Origin of the sequence: Flagellimonas rhodophyticola (assembly GCF_049332665.1) — a bacterium.
Classification (GTDB): Bacteria; Bacteroidota; Bacteroidia; order Flavobacteriales; family Flavobacteriaceae; genus Flagellimonas.
Genome location: NZ_CP186326.1, coordinates 3273438 through 3296789, shown reverse-complemented (window position 1 = coordinate 3296789; position 23352 = coordinate 3273438). Strand labels below are relative to the sequence as shown.

At 38.9% G+C, this 23352-nt stretch carries 24 protein-coding genes; 15 read left to right on the top strand and 9 right to left on the bottom strand.

Annotated elements, in window-relative coordinates:
* Nucleotides 1-94: 94 nt before the first annotated feature.
* On the bottom strand, nucleotides 95-469 hold the full coding sequence (gene crcB / locus ACOKFG_RS14815; protein WP_422861528.1) for a fluoride efflux transporter CrcB: 375 nt from the start codon (nucleotides 467-469) through the stop codon (nucleotides 95-97).
* 16 nt (nucleotides 470-485) lie between these two features.
* Nucleotides 486-665 carry a hypothetical protein gene (locus tag ACOKFG_RS14810; protein WP_299486074.1) on the bottom strand — a complete coding sequence of 60 codons (180 nt, stop codon included), beginning with the start codon at nucleotides 663-665 and terminating at the stop codon, nucleotides 486-488.
* Nucleotides 666-1006: 341 nt separating this feature from the next.
* Here ACOKFG_RS14810 and ACOKFG_RS14805 point away from each other — a divergent pair, with 341 nt between their 5' ends.
* Nucleotides 1007-1393: a hypothetical protein gene (locus tag ACOKFG_RS14805; RefSeq protein WP_422861527.1), complete on the top strand. Its 387-nt coding sequence runs from the start codon at nucleotides 1007-1009 to the stop codon at nucleotides 1391-1393.
* Nucleotides 1394-1424: 31 nt separating this feature from the next.
* Here the strand turns inward: ACOKFG_RS14805 and ACOKFG_RS14800 are convergent, their stop codons facing one another.
* Nucleotides 1425-2489 carry a branched-chain amino acid aminotransferase gene (locus ACOKFG_RS14800; RefSeq protein ID WP_422861526.1) on the bottom strand — a complete coding sequence of 355 codons (1065 nt, stop codon included), beginning with the start codon at nucleotides 2487-2489 and terminating at the stop codon, nucleotides 1425-1427.
* Between the two features lie 194 nt (nucleotides 2490-2683).
* Here ACOKFG_RS14800 and mnmD point away from each other — a divergent pair, with 194 nt between their 5' ends.
* The 9 genes from mnmD (at nucleotide 2684) to ACOKFG_RS14755 (ending at nucleotide 11689) form a co-directional block, all read left to right on the top strand.
* Nucleotides 2684-3346 carry a tRNA (5-methylaminomethyl-2-thiouridine)(34)-methyltransferase MnmD gene (gene mnmD, locus ACOKFG_RS14795; protein WP_422861525.1) on the top strand — a complete coding sequence of 221 codons (663 nt, stop codon included), beginning with the start codon at nucleotides 2684-2686 and terminating at the stop codon, nucleotides 3344-3346.
* 135 nt (nucleotides 3347-3481) lie between these two features.
* Nucleotides 3482-4444 (top strand): TIGR01777 family oxidoreductase, encoded by a 963-nt coding sequence (locus tag ACOKFG_RS14790; protein ID WP_298790940.1) that lies wholly within the window; start codon nucleotides 3482-3484, stop codon nucleotides 4442-4444.
* 128 nt (nucleotides 4445-4572) lie between these two features.
* Entirely contained in the window at nucleotides 4573-5148 is a 576-nt protein-coding gene (locus tag ACOKFG_RS14785) for a nucleotide exchange factor GrpE (protein ID WP_299174526.1), read from the top strand.
* A gap of 6 nt (nucleotides 5149-5154) precedes the next feature.
* Entirely contained in the window at nucleotides 5155-6273 is a 1119-nt protein-coding gene (gene dnaJ, locus ACOKFG_RS14780) for a molecular chaperone DnaJ (RefSeq protein ID WP_299174524.1), read from the top strand.
* Between the two features lie 181 nt (nucleotides 6274-6454).
* Nucleotides 6455-7393 carry an ATP-binding cassette domain-containing protein gene (locus ACOKFG_RS14775; RefSeq protein WP_298790935.1) on the top strand — a complete coding sequence of 313 codons (939 nt, stop codon included), beginning with the start codon at nucleotides 6455-6457 and terminating at the stop codon, nucleotides 7391-7393.
* Nucleotides 7383-8714, top strand: a complete 1332-nt coding sequence (locus ACOKFG_RS14770) for an ABC transporter permease (protein ID WP_422861524.1) — start codon at nucleotides 7383-7385, stop codon at nucleotides 8712-8714. Before ACOKFG_RS14775 ends, ACOKFG_RS14770 begins: the two co-directional genes overlap by 11 nt.
* A 6-nt stretch (nucleotides 8715-8720) precedes the next feature.
* A complete protein-coding gene (locus tag ACOKFG_RS14765) occupies nucleotides 8721-9617 on the top strand; it encodes a mechanosensitive ion channel domain-containing protein (RefSeq protein WP_299486061.1) in 897 nt (298 codons plus the stop codon).
* A gap of 34 nt (nucleotides 9618-9651) precedes the next feature.
* On the top strand, nucleotides 9652-10515 hold the full coding sequence (locus ACOKFG_RS14760; protein WP_422861523.1) for a DUF6268 family outer membrane beta-barrel protein: 864 nt from the start codon (nucleotides 9652-9654) through the stop codon (nucleotides 10513-10515).
* 10 nt (nucleotides 10516-10525) lie between these two features.
* A complete protein-coding gene (locus tag ACOKFG_RS14755; protein WP_299174517.1) occupies nucleotides 10526-11689 on the top strand; it encodes a sigma-54-dependent transcriptional regulator in 1164 nt (387 codons plus the stop codon).
* A gap of 1 nt (nucleotide 11690) precedes the next feature.
* Here ACOKFG_RS14755 and ACOKFG_RS14750 read toward each other — a convergent pair whose 3' ends face one another.
* Nucleotides 11691-12401 carry a hypothetical protein gene (locus tag ACOKFG_RS14750; RefSeq protein ID WP_298790927.1) on the bottom strand — a complete coding sequence of 237 codons (711 nt, stop codon included), beginning with the start codon at nucleotides 12399-12401 and terminating at the stop codon, nucleotides 11691-11693.
* Between the two features lie 178 nt (nucleotides 12402-12579).
* On the opposite strand from ACOKFG_RS14750, the gene ACOKFG_RS14745 reads away from it, so the two are divergent.
* Together ACOKFG_RS14745 and ACOKFG_RS14740 are read left to right on the top strand one after the other, a co-directional pair.
* Nucleotides 12580-13464 (top strand): PPK2 family polyphosphate kinase, encoded by an 885-nt coding sequence (locus tag ACOKFG_RS14745; protein WP_299486055.1) that lies wholly within the window; start codon nucleotides 12580-12582, stop codon nucleotides 13462-13464.
* A complete protein-coding gene (locus tag ACOKFG_RS14740; RefSeq protein ID WP_422861522.1) occupies nucleotides 13461-14858 on the top strand; it encodes a M20/M25/M40 family metallo-hydrolase in 1398 nt (465 codons plus the stop codon). Before ACOKFG_RS14745 ends, ACOKFG_RS14740 begins: the two co-directional genes overlap by 4 nt.
* 19 nt (nucleotides 14859-14877) lie before the next feature.
* On the opposite strand, the gene ACOKFG_RS14735 is transcribed toward ACOKFG_RS14740, so the two are convergent.
* From ACOKFG_RS14735 to ACOKFG_RS14725, 3 genes are all read right to left on the bottom strand, one after another.
* Entirely contained in the window at nucleotides 14878-15495 is a 618-nt protein-coding gene (locus tag ACOKFG_RS14735) for an SGNH/GDSL hydrolase family protein (protein ID WP_298790919.1), read from the bottom strand.
* Nucleotides 15496-15575: 80 nt separating this feature from the next.
* Nucleotides 15576-15953 (bottom strand): ester cyclase, encoded by a 378-nt coding sequence (locus ACOKFG_RS14730; protein WP_298790917.1) that lies wholly within the window; start codon nucleotides 15951-15953, stop codon nucleotides 15576-15578.
* Between the two features lie 20 nt (nucleotides 15954-15973).
* Entirely contained in the window at nucleotides 15974-17014 is a 1041-nt protein-coding gene (locus ACOKFG_RS14725) for a zinc-dependent alcohol dehydrogenase family protein (RefSeq protein ID WP_298790915.1), read from the bottom strand.
* Nucleotides 17015-17261: 247 nt separating this feature from the next.
* Here ACOKFG_RS14725 and ACOKFG_RS14720 point away from each other — a divergent pair, with 247 nt between their 5' ends.
* Both ACOKFG_RS14720 and ACOKFG_RS14715 read left to right on the top strand, forming a co-directional pair.
* Complete coding sequence (locus tag ACOKFG_RS14720) at nucleotides 17262-20093, top strand: Kelch repeat-containing protein (protein WP_299486047.1); 2832 nt, start codon at nucleotides 17262-17264, stop codon at nucleotides 20091-20093.
* A 125-nt stretch (nucleotides 20094-20218) separates the two neighbouring features.
* Nucleotides 20219-21151, top strand: coding sequence for a peptidylprolyl isomerase (locus ACOKFG_RS14715; protein WP_298790911.1), 933 nt, complete (start codon nucleotides 20219-20221; stop codon nucleotides 21149-21151).
* 569 nt (nucleotides 21152-21720) lie between these two features.
* Here the strand turns inward: ACOKFG_RS14715 and ACOKFG_RS14710 are convergent.
* Together ACOKFG_RS14710 and ACOKFG_RS14705 are read right to left on the bottom strand one after the other, a co-directional pair.
* Entirely contained in the window at nucleotides 21721-21915 is a 195-nt protein-coding gene (locus ACOKFG_RS14710; protein WP_190809384.1) for a cold-shock protein, read from the bottom strand.
* A 93-nt stretch (nucleotides 21916-22008) separates the two neighbouring features.
* Nucleotides 22009-22647 (bottom strand): peroxiredoxin, encoded by a 639-nt coding sequence (locus ACOKFG_RS14705; protein WP_298791638.1) that lies wholly within the window; start codon nucleotides 22645-22647, stop codon nucleotides 22009-22011.
* Between the two features lie 162 nt (nucleotides 22648-22809).
* Between ACOKFG_RS14705 and ACOKFG_RS14700 the strand changes: the two genes are divergently transcribed.
* Nucleotides 22810-23352 carry a YfiT family bacillithiol transferase gene (locus ACOKFG_RS14700; protein ID WP_298790905.1) on the top strand — a complete coding sequence of 181 codons (543 nt, stop codon included), beginning with the start codon at nucleotides 22810-22812 and terminating at the stop codon, nucleotides 23350-23352.

Genomic DNA, 23352 nt, shown 5'->3' with positions numbered 1-23352 from the left:
GTCAAGAAGTTGTGTTTATGGCAAAAGAAGACGCCATTTCTTAACTAATTGTTTAGAAACCAACAAAAACTCTACTTGAGAAGAAAAAATGTAACTAATCGCCCAATCTAGAAATCCAAAGGCCGATTGCAATGGCAATAATTCCCACTACGATACTTGTGATGGTATATACGGAAAAGTGGAAAAGCTCACTGCTTTTAAGTAAACTATGCTTTTCAAATGCGAAGGCTGAAAACGTTGTGAAGCCTCCACAGAAACCAGTTGCAAGGAAAAGTGTAGTGTTGGAAGCGAGTAAATTGTTTCGTGCTGAAAGACCCAGGATAACACCAATAAGGAGGCAACCTATAATATTGACAAGAAAGGTACCTAAAAAGAAATTTTGTAAAACCGTGTTGAGAGGTCTAGAGATAATAAATCTTAGGGCACTGCCTAAACCGCCGCCCAAAAATACAAGAAGTACTTGCTTCATACCCTAAAAGTACAAACTATACGGCTTTTTTGTATTCAGTACCGGAGCTTAAATCAGGGGAAATTTTGGTAATCGTGGTCTCCGATATTTTAATAACAGGTTTTTTAAACTTCTTACCGGCTCCATTAACGCTAAAAATCAATAATACCGCGTTAATCACAAGCAAAATAAAAAGAATACTGAAAAAGGTTGTCATTGCTTACCAAAATTTAATGGTTCAAAAGTACGTCTTTTCCTATAGTATACGTGATACTTCTTTATTAAAGTTGTAAAGCAGTCAATTTTTGTGGTGAACGCAAAGTTCTTGTTCAATTTTTAAGAAAATGTTTAATCAAAAACAAAATGATTATGAATGTGATAAAGGAAATCAGAATCCATAATACCCCTTTATAGTTCTTTCTGTGAAGTCTTTTGTCCTTGCGATATGAAAAAATGATTACTCCTATAAAACAGATGGCAAAAAGAGTGGCAAAAATTAGTTGTCCTGTGCTGAACATATTTCATATTTTTATGCAAAACTAAATCAATTCGAGGGTAATGAAAAGTAAAATAAAAGCAGTTGAACTATTCCATAATTCTTTTGGACTTGGTGTTTCGCAGGAACCAAAGGCTAATTTGGGTGAACAAATAAATCGTTTACGCTTTAATCTAATGGATGAGGAGAATAAAGAATACTTGGAGGCTGCCAACGATAATGATTTAGTGGAGGTAGCGGACGCGTTGGGAGACATGCTTTATATTTTGTGCGGGACCATTTTGGAACATGGAATGCAGTATAAGATTGAAGAAGTGTTTGAGGAAATCCAACGTAGCAATATGAGTAAACTTGGAAAGGATGGTAAACCGATTTATAGGGAAGATGGGAAGGTTCTCAAAGGGCCAAACTATTTTAAGCCAGATATTCAGGCAATTTTAGACAAATAAAAAAGGGCTCATTTGAGCCCTTTTTCTATTCCTATACTTTATAGCGCCATCCAAATTTGTCTTCGGCCCGGTTATATTGAATATCTGTAATCCGTTTTTTGAGCAAGGATGCATAACTGTTTTCTAATTCTGGAAGGTCATAATCAGTATCCTTATAACCGAAAGCTGCGATGGGTGAAACCACAGCAGCGGTTCCAGCACCAAACATTTCTTTTAGAGAACCGTTCTTAGCTGCTTCAACCACCTCATTTACGCTGATTTTACGAACCTCGGCGGAAATGCCCTCATCTTTGGCGATTTCCAAAATGCTCTTTCTTGTAATACCATCCAGAATACGGTCGCTAATAGGCCCAGTAATTAATGTATCATTAATGCGAACAAATATGTTCATTGCGCCGGCTTCTTCAATGAATTCATGGTTATTGTCATCAGTCCAGATTACTTGCTGGTATCCCTTTTCAACCGCTAATTGGGTTGGATAAAACTGCCCGGCATAATTTCCTCCGGCCTTTGCATAACCAACACCGCCATTTGCAGCTCTAGAATAATTCTCTTCAATCAATACTTTTACCTTTCCTGAAAAGTAAGCACCAGAAGGAGCACATGCAATTATAAATTTGTACTCATCTGCAGGTGAAGCGTGAAATCCAGTGCCTGACGCTAGAATAAAAGGTCTTATATATAAGGAACTTCCAGGTGTTTGGGGAATCCAATCACTTTCAACTTGCAAAAGTGTAGTCAAGCCTTCCATAAAAAAGGCTTCGGGAAGTTCGGGTATCGCTAATCTTTTTGCAGATTTATTTAATCGCTTAAAGTTTTCGATAGGTCTAAACAACCAAGCATCACCCGATTCATCCTTGTAGGCTTTCATCCCTTCAAAAATGGATTGTCCATAATGAAATATCTTGGCTGAAGGCTCAAGAGTAATAGGTTGATATGGAACAACCTTTGGTGCCTGCCATTGCCCATCAACATAATCGCAGACCAGCATATGGTCGGTGTATGTGCTACCAAAAGCTAGATTATTAAAATCTACATCGTGAATTTTGGAGCTTTTTGCCTTTTCTATAACCAAAGATTTTGTCATTGTTTCCATATTGAAAAGATTTGAACCGGTAAAATTAAACAATAAGCTATAGCATTGCTTACTTTTAAACTAAAATTAAACAGTTTTGTGCTGAAATTTTAGGATTTTTTCATTCTCCAAAGTATTTAACATTTTTGGTGAAGCTTGTCTAACGGAAAAGAAGAATGAATGCTTGATTATCAGTCAAATCCGTCCAAACTATTGTGAAAAGAAGAATTATTACTACAGGCGATGGTTCCAAAACCATCCAAATTGAAGATTGGAACGAGCAATACCATTCCAAACATGGGGCTGTGCAAGAGGCGTATCATGTTTTTATAGATCATGGACTTCGATTGTTCCGTGATACCGACATCAAGATATTGGAAATAGGTTTCGGGACTGGATTAAATGCACTGGTTACAATTTTGGAAAAGGAAAAACAAGGTTTGCAGATTGACTATGTTGGAGTTGAGGCGTTTCCAGTATCAATGGAGGAGGTGAAAATGTTGGATTATTGTGACCAATTGAACGTACCAAATTACAACGAAATCTTTATGAAGATGCACAACACGCCATGGGAAGTAGAGTCCGTAATCAGCGAAGGTTTTAGTTTAAAGAAGCAGTTGAAGGATTTTAAATCGATAAATGACACCAATTTGTTTAACCTCATTTATTTTGATGCTTTCGGAGCCCGTGTGCAACCAGAACTCTGGACGGAAGAAATATTCTCAAAAATGTATAGGGCGCTCTTGGATAATGGTGTGCTGGTCACCTATGCTGCCAAAGGAAGTGTTCGCAGGGCATTGCAGGCTGTTGGCTTCGACGTAGAACGTCTTCCCGGACCTCCAGGAAAACGGGAAATGTTGCGAGCCACGAAAAAGTAATTTTTGTAAATACGATGTTAAAGAGTATCCAAATATTATGATAAATTAAACTAAAGTTTAAACATTAATGTTAAACCTAAATTAATGACTGAAATACAGTAATTTAAACCATTAATTTTACCCTAAAATGATAGTATGAAGGTGTTGGTGACAGGTGCAACTGGATTGGTTGGCAGGGCAATTATTGAAATTTTGACTGAAAAAGGGATTGCTGTCAATTATTTATCCACTCGCAAAAAGAAAATTACCACTACGGATAATTGCCAAGGATTTTATTGGAACCCTTCCAAGGGTGAGATAGATTCGGCATGTTTTGAAGATGTTAGTGCCATTATCAATTTGGCAGGGGCGAGTATTGCTACAAGGTGGTCAGCAACTAACAAGAAAAAAATAACGGACAGTAGGGTGCAGAGTCTTCGGACGCTCCACGGAGCTATGAAGAAAATGGATACCTCCATCATTGACACATTTGTATCCGCTTCTGCTATTGGAATTTACCCAAATTCGGTGTCTAATTTTTATGACGAAGAAATGGTTGAGGTGGACGATAGTTTTTTGGGAGATGTTGTGGAAAAATGGGAAGAGGAAATAAGCACTTTTGAGGATTTTGGATTGAATGTATCCACAATACGAATAGGAATTGTGCTATCTGGTTTAGGTGGAGCATTACCAAAGATGGCAGGCCCAATCCGTAATTTTGTTGGTTCTATTTTCGGCAGTGGAGGACAGTGGCAATCTTGGATACATATTACAGATTTGGCACAAATGTTTGTTTACGTGGTTGAAAATAGTCTTAAAGGAACGTTTAATGGAGTAGCACCAAATCCAGTTACCCATGCTAAAATGACCAAAGAATTGGCAAGAGTTCTGGAAAGACCTTTGATTTTACCCAATATCCCAAAATTTGTAATGCAATTGCTATTGGGTGAAATGGCATATTTACTTTTTGCGTCGCAACGGGTGAGTAGCAAACGAATCGAGAAAAAGGGATTTCAATTTCAATATCCTAATATCGGACCTGCTTTGGAACAAATTTATGAGCCCAATAGCGGGAATGGTGAATCCAAGATTGAATCGTTGGACAAGAAGTTTGTTTAGAGTGATATACATTGTTAAATATTATATCCGCCAAGGGCGGATTTTTTTATGTTATGTAGTGACATTTTGACATTTTTGGACAATTGGCAGTACTTTTGCCACTTCAAAAAAGATAAAATCAAGAGTATATGAGCAAGAAAAGTAAGGTTGAGGAAATGAATGGGGAACTTAATGACTCCCAAACAGTGGAAAATCCTGAGCTGAACGACGAAAACACGGCTAATGAATCAGCGGTTGATGCTCAGGAAGAAATTTCTGTGGAGGATCAATTACGCGAAGACCTGGCCAAGGAAAAAGATAAATTCCTTAGACTTTTTGCTGAATTCGAGAATTTTAAGAAAAGGACTTCCAAAGAACGCATGGATTTGTTTAAAACTGCGGGACAAGAGGTAATTGTCTCATTGCTTCCCGTTATGGATGATTTTGATAGAGCATTAAAAGAAATATCAAAATCAGAGGATAAGGAAATGTTCAAAGGAGTGGAACTTATCAGCAATAAATTCAAAGAGACCTTAAAGAGCAAGGGGTTGGAGCAAATAAAAGTCAGGGAAGGTGATGTTTTTGATGCGGAGGTTCATGATGCCATTACCCAAATACCGGCTCCGAATAAAAAATTGAAAGGAAAAATAATAGATGTTGTCGAGAAGGGATTTAAACTTGGAGATCGCATCATAAGACACCCTAAGGTGGTTGTCGGTAACTAATAGCACATGAAGGAGGATTATTACGAAATATTAGGTGTTTCCAAAGGTGCTTCGGCAGCCGAGATAAAAAAGGCGTATAGAAAAAAGGCCATTGAATTCCATCCGGATAAAAACCCAGGTGATTCAAAGGCTGAAGAAATGTTCAAGAAAGCTGCGGAAGCCTATGAAGTACTTAGCGATCCTGACAAGAAAGCCAAGTACGACCAATTCGGTCATGCTGCCTTTGAAGGAGGAGCTGGTTTTGGTGGTGGAGGTATGAACATGGATGATATCTTCAGCCAATTTGGAGATATTTTCGGTAGTGCTTTTGGCGGAGGCGGTTTTGGCGGCTTCGGGGGCTTCGGTGGAGGCCAACGTCGTGTAAAGGGAAGTAACCTTCGAATTCGTGTTAAACTCACCTTGGAAGAAGTTGCCGAAGGGGTTGAGAAAAAAGTCAAGGTTCGAAGAAAAAAGCAAGCTGAAGGAGTAACCTATAAAACATGCCCAACCTGTAACGGAAGTGGTCAGGTAACCAAGATTACCAATACTATTTTGGGTAGAATGCAAACAGCTGCCACTTGTAATACTTGTGGAGGTGCCGGTCAGAGTATTGATAACCGACCTAGTGGAGCAGATGCTCAGGGATTGGTTGTTGATGAAGAAACAGTTACCATCAAAATCCCACCAGGAGTTGAGGAGGGTATGCAACTTAAGGTATCCGGTAAGGGTAATGAAGCACCAGGGAATGGAATTTCAGGTGATTTGTTGGTTGCAATAGAGACCGTGGAACATGATACGCTTAAAAGAGAGGGTGATAACCTGCATTACGACTTATATATCAGTCTTTCAGAAGCAGTTCTAGGAGGTTCAAAAGAAATTGACACCGTAGGTGGTAAAGTTCGTATTAAACTAGAACCAGGTATACAATCAGGAAAGATTCTGAGATTGCGGGGCAAAGGTATATCCAGCATTAATGGATATGGAAGTGGCGATTTGTTGGTGCATGTCAATGTGTGGACACCGAAGGAGTTAAATAAGGAACAAAAAGAATTTTTTGAGCGGATGCAGAACGATGAAAATTTTGTTCCAAAACCGGAAAAATCGGACAAATCTTTTTTTGAAAAGGTAAAAGACATGTTCTCTTAGCCCAAAAGTTTACTGTTTAAATAAAAAACGTATATTTGACTTAGATGTTGGGAAACCAATATCTAATTTTCTTTTTCATAGCAATTTTTTTCCCATCCTTGATTTTTTTGAGGGTGGGTTTTGTTTTTATTGGGAAGCCCTTTTTTTTGGGCAAATACATATCTTTGAAAAAACAGATTAAATGGATGACATCCTTGTTGCCAAAAACGTTTCCAAGGCCTACGGAGACTATACGGCACTCAATAATATCTCCCTCAAAATACCGAAAAACTGCATTTATGGACTTTTAGGTCCAAATGGCGCCGGAAAAACCTCTTTTATCCGCATAATTAATCAGATTATATATCAAGATGCAGGGGAAGTGATTTTTGATGGTCAACCGTTGGCACCAGAACACATTGCGCACATCGGTTATTTACCAGAGGAAAGAGGGCTTTATAAAAGTATGAAGGTTGGTGAGCAGGCATTGTATTTGGCACAATTAAAAGGACTTTCTAAGGCTGAGGCAAAAAAAAGGCTTGAGTACTGGTTCGACCGCCTTCAAATTGGTGACTGGTGGAACAAGAAAATACAAGAACTTTCCAAGGGGATGGCCCAAAAAATACAGTTTATTGTAACGGTACTGCATGAACCCAAATTATTGATTTTTGATGAGCCATTTAGCGGATTTGACCCAATCAACGCCAATATCATCAAAGATGAAATTCTTCAATTAAAGGAAAAGGGAACTTCCATTATATTTTCGACACATCGCATGGAATCTGTGGAAGAACTTTGCGAGTATATTGCACTTATCCATAAATCAGAGAAAATACTGGACGGCAGGTTGTCAGAAATAAAAAAAGCCTACAAAAACAATGTTTTTAATGTTGGATTGGAAATTCGACAAGACCGTGCCAGATTTTTAAAGGCTTTGGAGGATAAATTCAATATACTTTCCTCTGATTTTGATGCCAACGAGAATCAACTGGATTTCACATTGCAATTGTCATCGAATAAGACGTCAGATGTAATTGCGGAACTATCAAAGAACGCCAACATCAATCGTTTTGAGGAAACTATTCCATCCGCAAATGACATTTTTATTCAAACCGTAAACCAGAAGGACAATGATAGATAAGTTGAGGTTGATCATAAAGCGGGAATATCTGGCTAAAGTGCGCAACAAGTCCTTTATTGTAATGACGATTTTGAGTCCAATCTTGATTGTTGGTATGATCGTATTGATCGCATTTTTAACTGATATCAATGACAATGAGAAACGGGTGATTTCGGTGCTGAATCAAAGTGATTTTTTTCAAAATGAGTTTACGGCAACAAAAAACACCTCTTATGTTCAGTTTCAAGACCTTTCTTTGGACGAAGCAAAAGATTCAACCATTGCACTGGGCTACTATGGGCTGATTCACGTTCCCTCATCTGAAAATTTAGAAAAGACAGCCTCTAGAGCATATCTGTTCACTCAAGACAATCCAAATACCAATGTAATAGGGAGTCTTGAAAATATCTTCCAAAGAAAACTACGACAAAAGCGATTGGAGGGCCTTGGTGTTTCTTCAAAGGAATTTTCAAGTATAGAAAAACCATTCGCACTCAATCTCGCCAGTTTTGATGGAGAGAAAAGTGTAAAAGGAATCAATGAGATTAAGGCTTTTATTGGCGGTGTTTTTGGCTATGCCATTATGATGTTCATTATCATTTACGGAGGGTTTGTAATGCGAAGCGTAATAGAAGAAAAAACCAGTAGAATTATCGAAGTTATCATTGCTTCGGTTAAGCCGTTTCAATTAATGTTGGGGAAGATTATTGGTACTTCTTTAGCGGGTATAACGCAGTTCGCCATATGGATAGTCTCTGCATCGTTGCTGCTTTTTATTTCAATGTTGGTTTTCAAAATCGATTTAAGTGCATTGTCCAATGAAGCAAACTTGGCTACTCCAGGATTGCAGGGCATGCCAGAACTTGATAGTGAAATGATGTTATATGCCAAAGAAATAATAGATATTCCCTGGACACTTTTAATAGGTTCTTTTTTGGTGTACTTTATATTGGGTTATTTAATTTACAGCTCAATATATGCGGCCATTGGTGCTGCGGTGGACAATGAAACCGACACCCAACAATTCATATTTCCGATAATTTTGCCCTTGATGTTGGCCATCTATGTTGGATTTTTCTCTGTGTTCAGTAATCCTCACGGACCAATAGCTGTTGGGTTTTCCCTGTTTCCTCTTACGTCTCCGATTGTTATGCTCATGCGCCTACCTGGAGGTATTGGAGAAGGTGGTGTACCTTTGTGGCAATTATTGCTGTCCATTACCTTTTTGATAATCACTTTTTTAGGAATTGTTTCCTTGGCAGCAAAAATTTATCGAATCGGAATTTTGATGTATGGCAAAAGGCCAACCTACAAAGAACTGTTCAAATGGTTAAGGTATTAATTAGCGATGCAAGACAATAATAACAGCGAAATAAAGGAGATCATTCAAGAGGACATCTGGGGTTCTATAAAAGAATTTCTTAATTGGGGAATCCATTTAGGAGAAGGTGACAAATCTATTCATTTTACTGTTGGCCTGCTGTTACTCTTGGTAGTTGCATTTATTGTGACCAAATTTCTTTTAAAATGGCTTAAACACCTGCTTACTCGGAAAATGGAAACTGAGGACAAGCAAAAATTCACAAGCGTTTTTAAGTTTACCAATTATGTCATTTATGTTATTGTAGTGCTAGTAACCCTTAGCGCTGCGGGCATCAATATTACCATAATAATTACCGCTTCGGCAGCACTTTTTGTGGGTTTGGGGCTGGCCTTGCAAGAGTTGTTCCAGGATATTCTTGGTGGTATTTTCATTATCATAGACAAATCCCTTCAAGTAGGTGATATCGTTGAGGTTGATGGCAAGGTCGGTAAGGTTTTCGAGATTAAACTTCGTACCACGCGGGCCATAACCAGGGATGATAAGGTTATTATAATTCCAAATCACAAATTCATTAGCGATATCGTTTTCAACTATACCCAAAACCATAAAACCACAAGAGAACGTGTAAACGTTGGAGTGGCTTATGGCAGTGACGTGGAGTTGGTGACACAACTTTTGGAACAAGTGGCTGAAGAACAAAAAAGAGTATTGAAAAACCCAAAGCCGTTTGTGCTTTTCGATGATTTTGGTGATTCAGCACTCTTATTTTCACTACATTATTTTACAAACGATAGTTTTGGGGACCCCAAAATAAAAAGTGACATTCGTTACAATATCAATACTAAATTTAGGGAAAATGGTGTTAGTATTCCATTCCCTCAAAGGGATGTTCATTTAATTCCACCTCAAAAACCTCAATAGTATAAAAACAGCAAAATACCATATTGTTTTTAGGATGCTCTTGGCTTCCGCGGGATTCTTTTATGCTGCCGCAATGCAAGCCCAGAGTACGGACATTTTTAAAGTTGATTATCTAAATATTCCAGAAAATGATACCGGAATCAAAACACAGCGGTATAAGTTTTTGTTCAATCTGCCAATCAAGCTAAATGAAAAGAAGGACTACCTCATAACAGGTCTGGAATACAATAGGTTCGATATAGGGTATTCGCGTGAATTTCCATTTGATAAAAGAGACCTGATTCGATTTCATGTAGTCGATTTGAATATAGGTTATATTACCAAATGGAATGAAAATTGGAATTTGGTTACGATTCTTACTCCTCGACTGGCTTCGAATTTTACCGACGGCATTATGACCGAAGATTTCTTTATGAATGCTACGGCAACCTTATGGAAGGAAAATGCCAAAGCCGATAAACCATACCGAATAGTTCTAGGGTTATCCTACAATAGTACCACGGGGTTACCGGTACCCTTACCTTTGGTAAGCTATTACAGAAAGTTCCATCCAAAATGGTCCTTTACCCTGGGAATACCCCGTTCTAACTTTAAACATCATGTGACCAAAAACCATACATTCGAAATGGCATTATTCTTGGATGGGTATTTTTTGAACATTCAAGATAATATTGCATTACCCATGAATCAGTTGGCATCTAAAATTTCGTTATCAGCCTTAGTAGGAGCAGTGGGATATCAGTACAACATTTCAAAACGTATGGCTCTCTATGCATTTTTTGGCCGTACGTTTGAACAAGAGGGTAAGTTAAGGAATGATGAACGAGGAGATGTTTTTTTATTGAATGATGAATCAAATCTTTATATTAGGACTGGGTTCAAAATAGGAATCTTTTAAATAACAAACTATGTCAAAAATATTGGTGATAGAGGATGAATCAGCCATCAGAAGGGTATTGGTCAAAATATTGGGCGAGGAAAGCGATGCTTATGATGTGCATGAGGCCGAAGATGGACTGAAAGGTATTGAAGCCATTAAAAAAGACGATTTTGACTTAGTGCTTTGCGATATAAAAATGCCTAAAATGGATGGTGTTGAGGTCTTGGAGGCGGCTAAAAAAATTAAACCCGAAGTTCCATTCATTATGATTTCTGGTCATGGCGATCTTGATACTGCTGTGAACACTATGCGATTAGGAGCGTTTGATTACATTTCCAAGCCGCCAGATTTAAACCGTCTTCTGACAACAGTTAGGAATGCTCTGGACCGCAAAGAACTGGTAGTGGAGAATAAGATTCTTAAAAAGAAAGTCTCCAAGAACTATGAGATGGTTGGGGATAGCAAGGAGATTGGTGTTATAAAAGATATGATTGAGAAGGTGGCCCCTACCGACGCCAGAGTGTTGATTACCGGCTCGAATGGAACGGGAAAGGAACTGGTAGCTCATTGGTTGCACGAAAAAAGTCAAAGGTCTTCCGCACCATTTATTGAAGTGAATTGTGCTGCAATTCCATCAGAATTGATTGAAAGTGAGCTTTTTGGGCATGTAAAAGGAGCATTTACTTCTGCAGTGAAGGACAGAGCAGGAAAATTTGAGGCAGCCAACAAAGGCACCATTTTTTTAGATGAAATAGGCGATATGAGCTTATCAGCCCAAGCCAAGGTGCTTCGTGCCCTTCAGGAAAACAAGATTTCAAGGGTTGGCACAGACAGGGATATTAAAGTAGATGTCAGGGTGTTGGCTGCGACCAATAAAGACCTTAAAAAGGAAATAGCTGATGGCAAGTTCAGAGAGGATTTGTACCACAGGTTAGCCGTAATTTTAATCAAGGTACCAGCATTAAACGATAGGAGAGATGATATTCCTATTTTGATTGACCATTTCGCAAAGAAAATAGCATCAGAACAAGGTACGGCCCAAAAAGGCTTCTCTAAGAAGGCCATCGACCTTTTAAAAGGTTATGATTGGACCGGTAACGTAAGGGAACTTCGCAATGTTGTTGAGCGGTTAATAATCCTTGGAAGTCCAGAAATATCTGAGAATGATGTAAAACTGTTTGCGAGTAAATAACCTATTCCTCAGGGCATTCGCCCAAACGATCTAGAGCTTCTTTGGCAATGGTTTTTACACGATGGTGATATTCCTTTTTTGCAGTCGTAAGCTCCGTTCTAAGCAAAGTTGACTGTGCTTCCTCATGGATTTTGGAGATAAATCTGTTGGCTTCTTCACATTCTACTTCAGTTACCACTTTGTCCAATGAGGATTCGAAACCCAAGAGGCAATTGTGAACCATTTTTTTCAAATCCCCTTGAGGTAGAAGGGTTCCGATTTCATGTTCCTCAGCACCTGTGGTATTCAATATCAAAATATCATTGCCGTAAGCGCTTGATGTTTCCTGTTCAAAAACTCGCAGAACTTTAATACCAATAATTGTGTTTTCCAGTGCCAAATGCAACCATTCCTTAGAATCGTCAAATGATTTGGTGGCAGTAGCACTTTTAAGGTATGAAGAAGTCTTTTCCAAGCTTTCTATTGCTGCCGAGCAACCACAATCCAGAAAGTTCAGACGAGTCTTTTCAATGCCATTCAAAGCTTTGAAAGCATGGTATTTACTCATTTCGAATTCATCGGAAACTATTGCGCTTTGCAGTTCACCCTTAATATATTCTATATTGGAACTGGCATATTCGCAAGCATTTCGATACGTAAAGGAAGCCATCAATAATAGACTCAGAACGCCTATTATAAAGACTATAAGTAGGATAATCTTTCTTGTTTTCATAACGCTAGATTTGGGACTTTGCGTCTTTGATTGACTCTAAGTTACATTGGGAATTGGGCGAGAGACTAAAAAAATCGATAAAAAACGGTCTAAAACTATGAAACGTAAAAAGGATCGTTGAATGGTAGTTTTTGTGCGATGGTTGAAGGAATGACCAAAAAAAACTATATTCAGACCTATGGAAAAAGTAGATATAGCAGATTATAAGGTCAAAAACGCCATAAAACTCTCGGAAAAAGCCACTTTGGCCGATTTTGGAACTTCGGACAAGGAATTAAAGAGGGAATTGGAGGATATCAGGGAGAAGCTCGGAAAATTTCAGGATATTTTATATGCTCATAGCAAATATGGGGTTTTGGTATGTCTTCAAGGGATGGATACCTCAGGAAAGGATAGTTTAATTCGAGAGGTTTTCAAGGATTTCAATGTTAGAGGAGTGGAAGTACATAGTTTTAAGGTTCCAACCGAACTGGAATTGAAACATGATTACCTGTGGAGGCACTATATTGCTTTACCAGCAAGGGGAAAGTTCGGTGTATTCAACCGCACTCACTACGAAAATGTACTGGTTACTAAGGTGCATCCCGAATATATTCTCGGTGAAAATATCCCTGGAATTGACTCGGTTGAAGACATCAATGCTACTTTTTGGGAGCATCGATACCGCCAAATCAACGATTTTGAAAAGCATATAGCCGAAAACGGCACCTTAATATTCAAATTTTTCCTGCATTTGTCTAAAGAAGAGCAACGCCAACGTTTGTTAAGAAGGCTAAGATTAAAGGAAAAAAATTGGAAATTTTCTGCAGGAGACCTCAAGGAAAGAAAGCTTTGGGATGACTATCAAGATTGTTACCAAGAGGCCATAAATAAAACGTCGAAAGAATACGCTCCTTGGTTTGTGATTCCAGCAGATAATAAGAAGGCTGCTAGAGTAATTGTAGCGTCAATTCTACTGGAATCGTTAAAAAAATATAAAGATATAGAGGAACCCGAGTTGAGTGATAAAATAAAAAGTAACTTAGAAAACTATAAACAAGAACTGGAAAAAGAATCTGAATGAGAACAATCCTACTTTTCACCTTTTTATTGGTATCCACATCTTTGTTAGCACAATCAGATGATGAAAAACAAATCAGGGCAATCTATGATCAAGCACTGACCAATGGTAAGGCCCATGATTGGCTTAACCATCTTTCGAATCAAATTGGAGGTCGACTTTCTGGATCAGTTCAGGCGCAGCAGGCCATAGACTATACAAAAGGTCAATTAGATTCTTTAGGTCTTGATAGGGTTTGGTTGCAACCGGTTATGGTGCCAAAATGGGTAAGAGGTACTCCCGAATTCGCCTATTTTGAAACTAAACCGGGGCTTACCACCAATGTGCCCATTTGCGCTCTTGGGGGATCTGTTGCCACTCCTGATGGAGGATTGAAAACCAATATTGTTGAGGTAAGCGGAATTGAAGACCTTGAAAAACTAGGAAGAGAAAAGATTGAGGGGAAAATTGTTTTTTACAACAGGCCTATGGACCCCAAACTTATTAGCACTTTTGAGTCATACTCGGGTTGTGTGGACCAAAGGTATTCTGGGGCGGCTGAAGCAGGCAAGTATGGTGCTGTTGGCATAATTGTTCGCTCTATGACGCTGCGTTTGGATAATTACCCGCATACCGGGTCTATGAGCTATGGAGACACACCTGTTTCTGATAGGATTCCGGCCGCGGCGATTAGCACTAAAGGGGCAGAATTATTGAGCACAACATTAAAGCTTAATCCAGACATCAAATTCTACTTTCGGCAAAATTGCAAGCAATTTGATGATGTTGAATCTTACAATGTTATTGGTGAGATTCGTGGATCTACCTATCCAAATGAAATAATGGTTGTTGGTGGGCATTTGGATTCCTGGGATTTAGGAGATGGTTCTCATGACGATGGAGCTGGTTGTGTACAAAGTATGGATGTGCTTCGATTGTTAAAAGAAACAGGGTATAGACCCAAGCGTACTTTGCGAGTTGTATTGTTCATGAATGAAGAAAATGGGTTAAGAGGAGGGAATAAATACGCGGAAGTAGCTCGTGATAAGAATGAAAAACACGTGTTTGCCCTCGAAAGTGATTCAGGGGGATTTACCCCTCGAGGCTTTTCTTTCAATTGTTCCGATGAAAACTTGGCACAGATTCAGAGCTGGAAGAGTTTATTTGAACCCTATTTGATACATATGTTTGTTAAAGGATATAGTGGAGCCGATATTAGGCCGCTACTAGATCAAGATTTGGTATTGGCAGGTTTACGACCAGATTCGCAAAGATATTTTGACCATCACCATGCCGAAAATGACACCTTTGAACATGTGAACAAACGGGAATTGGAACTTGGGGCAGCAACTATGACCAGTTTAGTCTATTTAATAGACAAATACGGCACAATTCCTACGAAGAAAATTAAGGGATAAACTTGCTAAAAAGGGCAGTTTAGTTAAACAATCGCTCAACAATAATGTCCGCAGCCACTTCGCTTCCCTTCTCTGAGGGATGAAATCCGTCTGGGCCATAGTATTCATAATTGTTTGTATTGTCAATATATGCTTTCCAAATTTCACCTACGGGAAGTAAGATTGCATTGTTCATTGCCGCTGCATCCGTATAATTCTTAATAACACCGTCAAAAGTGCTATAGTTGTTGATTGATGGCCAAACCATAAAATAACACAGCTTGGCATTGTTTTGTTCGCATAAGTCGCTATATAGTTTTCCGGATTCGATAAGCATTTGCCTTCCATCACTTTGAGATGATGGACCTTGTTGTATAATTACATAGTCATAATCTTGGCTCGAAATGAGTTGTTGAACCTCTCCATCAGCCCAGTGGTCCACTATCGCATAGTTAGGATACGCCACCATTCTAACTGTCACTTCGTTTCCCTGAGCTTGGACTCTTTCTCTTACAAGAACAGGCAGGTCGTTGAAATAGGTAAGACTATTTCCAATAAACAGAATACCTATATTTTCGTCTATCTCTACGGTTTCTTGATCGTTTGAGCAGGCAGAGACGCTCAGTGTAATAAGTATCAGGGTGATTAGCTTATTCATATGTTGAAAGTTAGGTTGGACTTTCAATATATAAAACTTGGTTGAAACTTTAACAATTTAAAAGATATGAAGAAGAATCTTCAGTACATGGTGTTTGGGTTTGCAGATTTCTTTGGAATCTGTTGAATAGCATCCCAATGCTCACGGATTTTTCCTGTTTCATCAAATCGAAAAAAATCCATGGTAACATATTGGTCGTTTCCAGGCCAAGTTTGGTGTGTATGGAGCGCTACTAAATTACCTTCGGCTATACATCTTACAAATTCAATGTCTTTGTTGGGATATTCTTTCTGCATTCGCTCAAAATAGCTGATAAATCCTTGTGTGCCATCGGCAACATCAGGATTATGCTGAATGTATTCTTTTCCGATATATAGCTCCACAGCCTTTTTCGGGTTTCCTTCATAGGCCATTTTATAAAATGCTATTGCGTTTTCCTTGTTTCTTTGCAAGTCCATTAGTTATAGTTGATTTTAGTTTAAAATGTGTCAATAACTGTTACTCCTTTATTTTCAAATTTGTCCATTTGCGGCAATGCTACTGAAGCTTCTTCCAAAGAGATGGTCCGGTCGATAAGTTTTATTGGGTTGAGTTTACCAATGCGAATAAGTTCTAAAAGTTCTGGATATCTATGGGCTTGCATTCCGTGACTTCCTATAATTTCCAGCTCGTTGGCGAGAACCAAGCCCATAGGGACTTTTGGATGTTGATGACTTCCGGTCATTAGACCTACCTGAATATGTTTTCCTCGTTTTCTTAAATTGGCAATAGAATTGAAGCAAGTGGTCTGACTTCCAAGGGCATCCAATGAAATATGTGCGCCTCCGTGGGTCAGTGCTTTGACTTCGGATACAAGGTCTGGAGTTTTGGATGCATTTATGGTTGATACGGCACCCATTTCGCGAGCGAAATCCAATGTGTCATCATGGATGTCCACGGCAATCACCTGAGCTCCTTTAGCATTTGCAATCATAATGGCGGAAAGCCCCACACCTCCGCAGCCATGAACAACCACATACTGTCCACTTTTAATTTTTCCCTGATCTACAACAGCCCGATATGAAGTAATAAAACGACACCCTAAAATTGAAGCCTCAATATGGGAAATTTCATCTGGGATTTTCACGACGTTTATGTCTGCGTTTTCAATGGCCACATATTCCGCAAAAGAACCCCAATGCGTAAAGCCTGGTTGTGTTTGGTTATCACATACTTGATGGTTGCCCGACCTGCATTGGCCACAGCTTCCGCAGCCACATACAAAAGGAACGGTCACCCTATCACCAATGCTAACATTTTGTACACTTTTTCCAATTGCGGCAATCGTTCCAGCTAGCTCATGGCCAGGAACATGCGGCAATTTAATATCAGGATCGTGCCCCATCCAACCATGCCAATCACTTCGACAAAGTCCGGTTGCGTTGACTTTTATGACAACTCCATCGTCGCTGGGAGTAGGTTCTGGAACGTCTTTAAGTGTAAGAACACCTTGAAACTCTTCAAAAACTATTGCTTTCATTTTACTTTTTTGCTGTAGACACTGCTGATGGAGGTTAAATGTAAATGGCAGTTTCGATGTAATCAGCACTCTTACTGCCCCAAATCATTTATGAAATATATGAAATCACGATTGGGGAATTCCCTAATACAAATATTATTTTGACAATTTGACAATTTTGAGTTGCAAAAAAATATCATTGCCTAAATTTATCAAGCATTGAAGAAAACAAGGAATTGATATCCATTGTTTCAAGTAAATGATCAATATGAGTAATCAAAAAATAGTAAAAATGAAAAATGGGTTTCCATTATTAAGAATCAAGATGCTTGTGGTAAGCAGCGTATTGCTATTCGCTTGCAACACCAAAATCCCTTCAAATTGGAAATGGGAGACGGTTGAAGCTAATGGAGTTCCTACAGCACGCCATGAAGCTGGATTTGTAGCTTATAAGGACAAACTCATTTTAATGGGAGGTAGAAGAATCAATCCAACAGATTTTTTTGATACAAAAACAAATACTTGGACTCAAAAATCAGCAACTCCCATCGAATTGCACCATTTTCAACCTGTGGTTGTAGAGGACACCATTTATTTGATTGGTGCCATGACGGGAAAATGGCCAAATGAAAAACCACTAGATAGAGTAATAAAATACTATCCCAAAGAAGACCTCTACGAATTCGGGCACACCATTCCAGAAAACAGACGACGAGGTGGCGCAGGAGTTGTTTATTACAACGATAAAATCTATTTGGTTGGAGGTATCACCAAAGGGCATATGAACGGTTACCAACCATGGTTGGACGAATATGATCCAAAAACAGGGGATTGGAAGGTACTACCTAACGCTCCTGATGCCCGAGATCACTTTCAAGCAATGGTATGTAACAATCAATTATTTGTTTTTGCAGGCAGACGTACTTCAACGATTACAAATCAAGATATGGCGCTGACCAGCAATCATGGGAATGTTTATGATTTCGCTAGTGGTACATGGATGCCAGTAACTAACAATTTGGAAATACCAACCCAACGAGCAGGAAATGCTGCTTTTGTATGGAATAATGAAATTATAATAGGTGGAGGTGAGAGTTTGGCACACGAAGTTGCACATAATGAAGTGGAAGCATTTAATAGTAAAACTGGAACTTGGCAAAAATGGCCATCTATGATAGAAGGGCGGCATGGTTCAGGCTATGGAATAGTCGGAGACTACGTCTACATCGCTTCCGGAAGCGGCAATCGCGGTGGAGGTCCAGAACTTACAACCATAGAACGCTTGAAATTACCCAAAGGAGACACGGCGAATAAAAGTAAGAGCGTAGACAAGACTTTAGTTCATAAACAATGGCATACAGTCGAGATTGCTTTCGAGGGACCTGCGACTTCCGAGACTGATCAAAATAATCCCTTTTTGAATTATCGCTTAGCCGTTATTTTTAAACATGCTGAAAAAGAATATACTATTAGAGGTTTTTATGCTGCTGATGGGAACGCTGCCCAAACAAGCGCCAAAGCAGGAAATATCTGGAAAGTAAGATTTACTCCAGAACACATTGGTGAATGGACCTATTCCGCTGAATTGCAATATGGAGATAGTCTTGCACTTAAAGCGGCTTCAATCAACGGGAAGGTCACTTCAATATCAAATGCCAACGGAAAATTCGTTGTAGCCGAATCAGATAAAGAGGGAACTGATTTTCGAGCCTATGGAAGACTTGAAGCATATAAGGGGTATTACAAATTCAAGGGCTCTGACAAGTATTGGATTAAGGGTGGAGCCAATAGTCCAGAGAATTTGTTGGGGTACAAAGACTTTGACGACACTTATCGTATTCAGGCCTCAAATAATGATGGTGAAGCAAGTACCACTATGGAATTACATGCCTACAAACCTCATTTAAAAGATTGGAAAACGGGTGATCCCAGTTGGAAAAACGGAAAAGGTAAATCGTTGATTGGAGCAGTAAACTATTTAGCTTCAAAGGGTATGAATTCTTCCTACTTCCTGACAATGAATATACTAGGTGACGGAAAGGACGTTTGGCCTTATTCGAATCCAGATGATGTTACGCGTTTTGATGTAAGTAAATTGGAACAATGGGAAATCGTTTTTCGGCATATGCAGTCCAAAGGGATATTACTTCATTTTGTATTGCAAGAAACAGAAAATGAAACCATGTTGGACGATGGTGACACAGGACCAATGCGGCAACTATACTTCAGGGAAATGATAGCTCGTTTTGGACATCATTTGGCATTAAACTGGAATTTGGGTGAAGAAAACGGACCGGCTTCATGGTCTCCGGTTGGTCAGAACGATGCTCAACGAAAAGCCATGGCAAAATTTCTAAAAGAAACGGATCCCAATAATCACCCAGTATTGTTGCATACACATTCCCATGATCCCTTGCGAAGTTCAATTTTGGATTCGATAATCGGATACCCATATTTGGATGGACTATCCCTTCAACAAGAAAAAAGGGAAATGGCAGCTGAAGTTGTGGAAACTTGGAGGTCCAAGGCCAAAGAATCCGGACATGAATGGTTGATTACAATGGATGAAATTGGAATGTGGCATACGGCTGCATTGCCCGACGTCCAAGATACAAACCACAATACCCTTCGGCAATACGCACTTTGGGGAACCATGTTGTCTGGAGGGGCGGGAGTTGAATGGTATTTTGGAGCTAAACATCCACATAATGACTTGACTTCCGAGGATTGGCGGCAAAGAGATCGTCTTTGGGAGTTAACTAATAATGCAATAATCTTTTTTGAAGAGAATCTGCCTTACTGGGAAATGGAACCAGAACATAAATTGATCAACTCTAAAGATGCATATTGCCTTAGAAAGACTGGAGAGATTTATGCAATTTACTTACCTAGATCAAGTCGTAACACGATTGATTTGACCAATGTTCAAGGCGATTTTATAGTGAAATGGTACAATCCGTTAAATGGAGGTGCTTTGCAAACGGGGTCTATTGAGAAAATTAATGGAGGACAAGTGTCGCGATTGGGTAACCCACCTTCAAAGGACGATAATTCAATTCCGCAAGATTGGATTTGTTTAATAAAGAAAGTGAATAACTAATTCCACAGAAATCGGCGATTATAGACGGTTAGATAGTGACTGACAAATTAGAATGGCATGTTGGTCAAGTTCAACCAATTAAAACCGCTATCTTTGCGGCCTAAAATTTTAATTATACAGATACCATGCAAGACGGAATCTACGCAAAATTCAATACAACAAAAGGGGAGATATTGGTGAAATTAACCCATGATAAAACACCTGGCACCGTGGGAAATTTTGTGGCCTTGGCCGAAGGGAATTTAGAAAATACAGCCAAACCACAAGGAAACCCATATTATGATGGACTTAAATTCCATAGGGTAATTCCTGATTTTATGATTCAGGGTGGATGTCCCCAAGGTACGGGAACTGGAGATCCAGGATATAAATTTGATGATGAATTTCACCCAGAATTAACGCATGAAGGCCCAGGTGTACTTTCTATGGCTAATGCAGGTCCTGGAACAAACGGAAGCCAATTTTTCATTACTCACGTAGCTACTCCCTGGTTGGACAATAAACACACCGTCTTTGGTCATGTAGAACACGGGCAGGAAGTTGTGGACGCTATTGCACAGGGCGACGCTGTAGATAGTTTAGAAATTGTAAGGGTAGGTGATGATGCGCAGACTTGGAATGCCGTTGAAGCTTTCAGAACTTTTGAAGGAGCCCGCGAAAAAAGAATTGCAGAGGCCAAAGCAAAGGCAGAGGCTGAAATGGAGAAATTGGCAGCAGGCTTTGATACAACAGAAAGTGGTCTCAAATATAAAATGATACAACATGGGAGTGGTGCTAAAGCAGAAAAAGGGAAAACCGTTTCCGTGCATTACGAAGGCAGTTTGACCAATGGACAAGTTTTTGATTCATCCTATAGTAGAAATCAACCCATTGATTTTACTTTGGGTATTGGTCAAGTAATCCCGGGTTGGGATGAAGGTATAGGGTTGCTAAAAGTTGGTGATAAGGCACGCTTTGTAATTCCATCTGATTTGGCTTATGGAAGCGCCGGCGCCGGTGGAGTTATTCCTCCAGATGCAACTTTGGTTTTTGATGTTGAACTAATGGATGTGAAATAAATTATTTCATCCATTTTTGAAAAAAAGAAAGCCCCTTTAAGAGGGGCTTTTTATTTTGATCTATTTACACTTACTAAAAGCAAGCAAAGATTTAGAGCGAGTAATAAAAGTAAAACAGTAAAAAAAGTACTCATGGTTATAGAAATTTAGCTAGTGTCTTTTGTTTATTAACAACCCAACGCAGAAAAACCCTACTTATTGTCTACAATGACTACAAAATCATTGAAATAGAGCACTATAGCTTTAAATTCATTTTTTGGTACTGTTTACACTCAATAGTAGCAACACTAAATTAATGACAAGCAAAACAGAGAGAATTGCAAAAAAGGTACTCATAGTACAAGTTTGTTTATTGGTTGTCGGGGGAACCTTAACAAATTAGAATTAAATGATTCAAATCGAGTCACTTAATCAACAATTGGCATATTTGAATTGACAAATATGTGTTTAAAGTTCATAAAGAAGATTGCAAATATTAAATAGGTTGCGCGAAAACCATTTAAAATAATAAACAAAAAAACCCGGATGGTTACATCCGGGTTGGTCTTATAAAAAAGTGTGTTGTTGACTTAATCTGTAACTTGTACATTTACGGCGTTCAATCCTTTTTTACCTTGTTGTAGTTCGAATTCTACAACGTCACCTTCTCTAATTTCATCGATTAAACCTGAAACATGTACGAAGTGATCTGTGTTTGAACCGTCTTCTGTGATAAAGCCGTAGCCTTTTGAATCATTGAAGAATTTTACTGTTCCTTTACTCATTATTAAATATTAAAAAATTAAATAGATCGCGAAGATAAGATTTAATTGTGGTGAATTAGCATTTTTGTACTTTTTCTTCAAAAAAAATTAAAATTACGTTGTTGGATCTGGAGTCAATCTTAAATAAGGCTTTATTTCTTCAACACCACGGGAGAAAATTTCTTTGGCCTCAACTGTAGGTATAGCAGGACTTACCACTACCTTTTCACCATGTTCCCAATTGGCTGGTGTTGCTACCTTATGGTTTGCCGTAAGTTGAAGGGAATCCACAACCCTCAAGAGCTCATAAAAATTTCGTCCGGTTGATGCTGGGTATGTAAGTGTAAGCTTTACTTTTTTATCAGGTCCAACGATAAATACAGAGCGCACAGTTAACGTATCATTGGCATTGGGATGAATCATATCATAAAGATCTGAGACTTTCCTGTCCTCGTCGGCAATAATAGGGAAGTTGACTACAGTGTTCTGGGTCTCATTAATGTCTTTTATCCATTCAGCATGGGAGGCTGTACCGTCCACACTCAATGCTATCATTTTTACGTTCCGTTTTTCAAATTCTGCCTTAAATTTTGCAGCGGTACCCAATTCAGTTGTGCAAACTGGAGTAAAATCAGCTGGATGTGAGAAAAGGATTCCCCATCCATCCCCGAGGTAATCATGAAAGTTCAATGTTCCTTGCGAGGTTTCAGCGGTAAAGTCAGGAGCTACATCTCCTAAACGTATAGCCATAATGTTATTTTTTTAGATTGTTGAAATTTAAATTCCTATAAAATTAGTAGATATTTTATGTGTATAATTTTAGAGAAGTTAAAACTCTATTAAACTTTCTTTTTGGACAATGATTTTGATCAGGTTTCGGAATAAATGAATGTCAAAGTTTACTACTTTTAGGGTATGGAAAAAGATACTTTACAACAACTTCAATATCCGATTGGAACCTACAGAATCCCAGAAACTATTACCCAGGAACATCTGGACCAATGGATTGATATTTTGGAGCATTTGCCACAACGATTGGAAGATATGGTCAGTCCTCTTTCTGACGAACAACTGGAAACCCCGTATCGTCCAGAAGGATGGACCGTGAGACAGTTGGTTCACCATATTTCGGACAGTCATCACCATAGTTATACCCGTTTTAAATGGGGTTTAACGGAGGATAATCCAGTTATTAAACCTTATTTTGAAAAAGAATGGTCCAAATTGTTTGATGCGCAGTCGGCTCCCATTCAAATGTCAATTGACCATCTAAAAGCGGTACATGCTAAATTGGTACATCTGCTGAAAGGACTTTCCAATGATGATTTGCAGCGGAAATTCACCCATCCAGATGGAAATGAAGAAACCACATTAGCAGAGAACGTTGGTCGTTATGCGTGGCATGGCAGTCATCATTTTGCACATATTGAAAACCTGATAAAACGTAAAGGTTGGTAA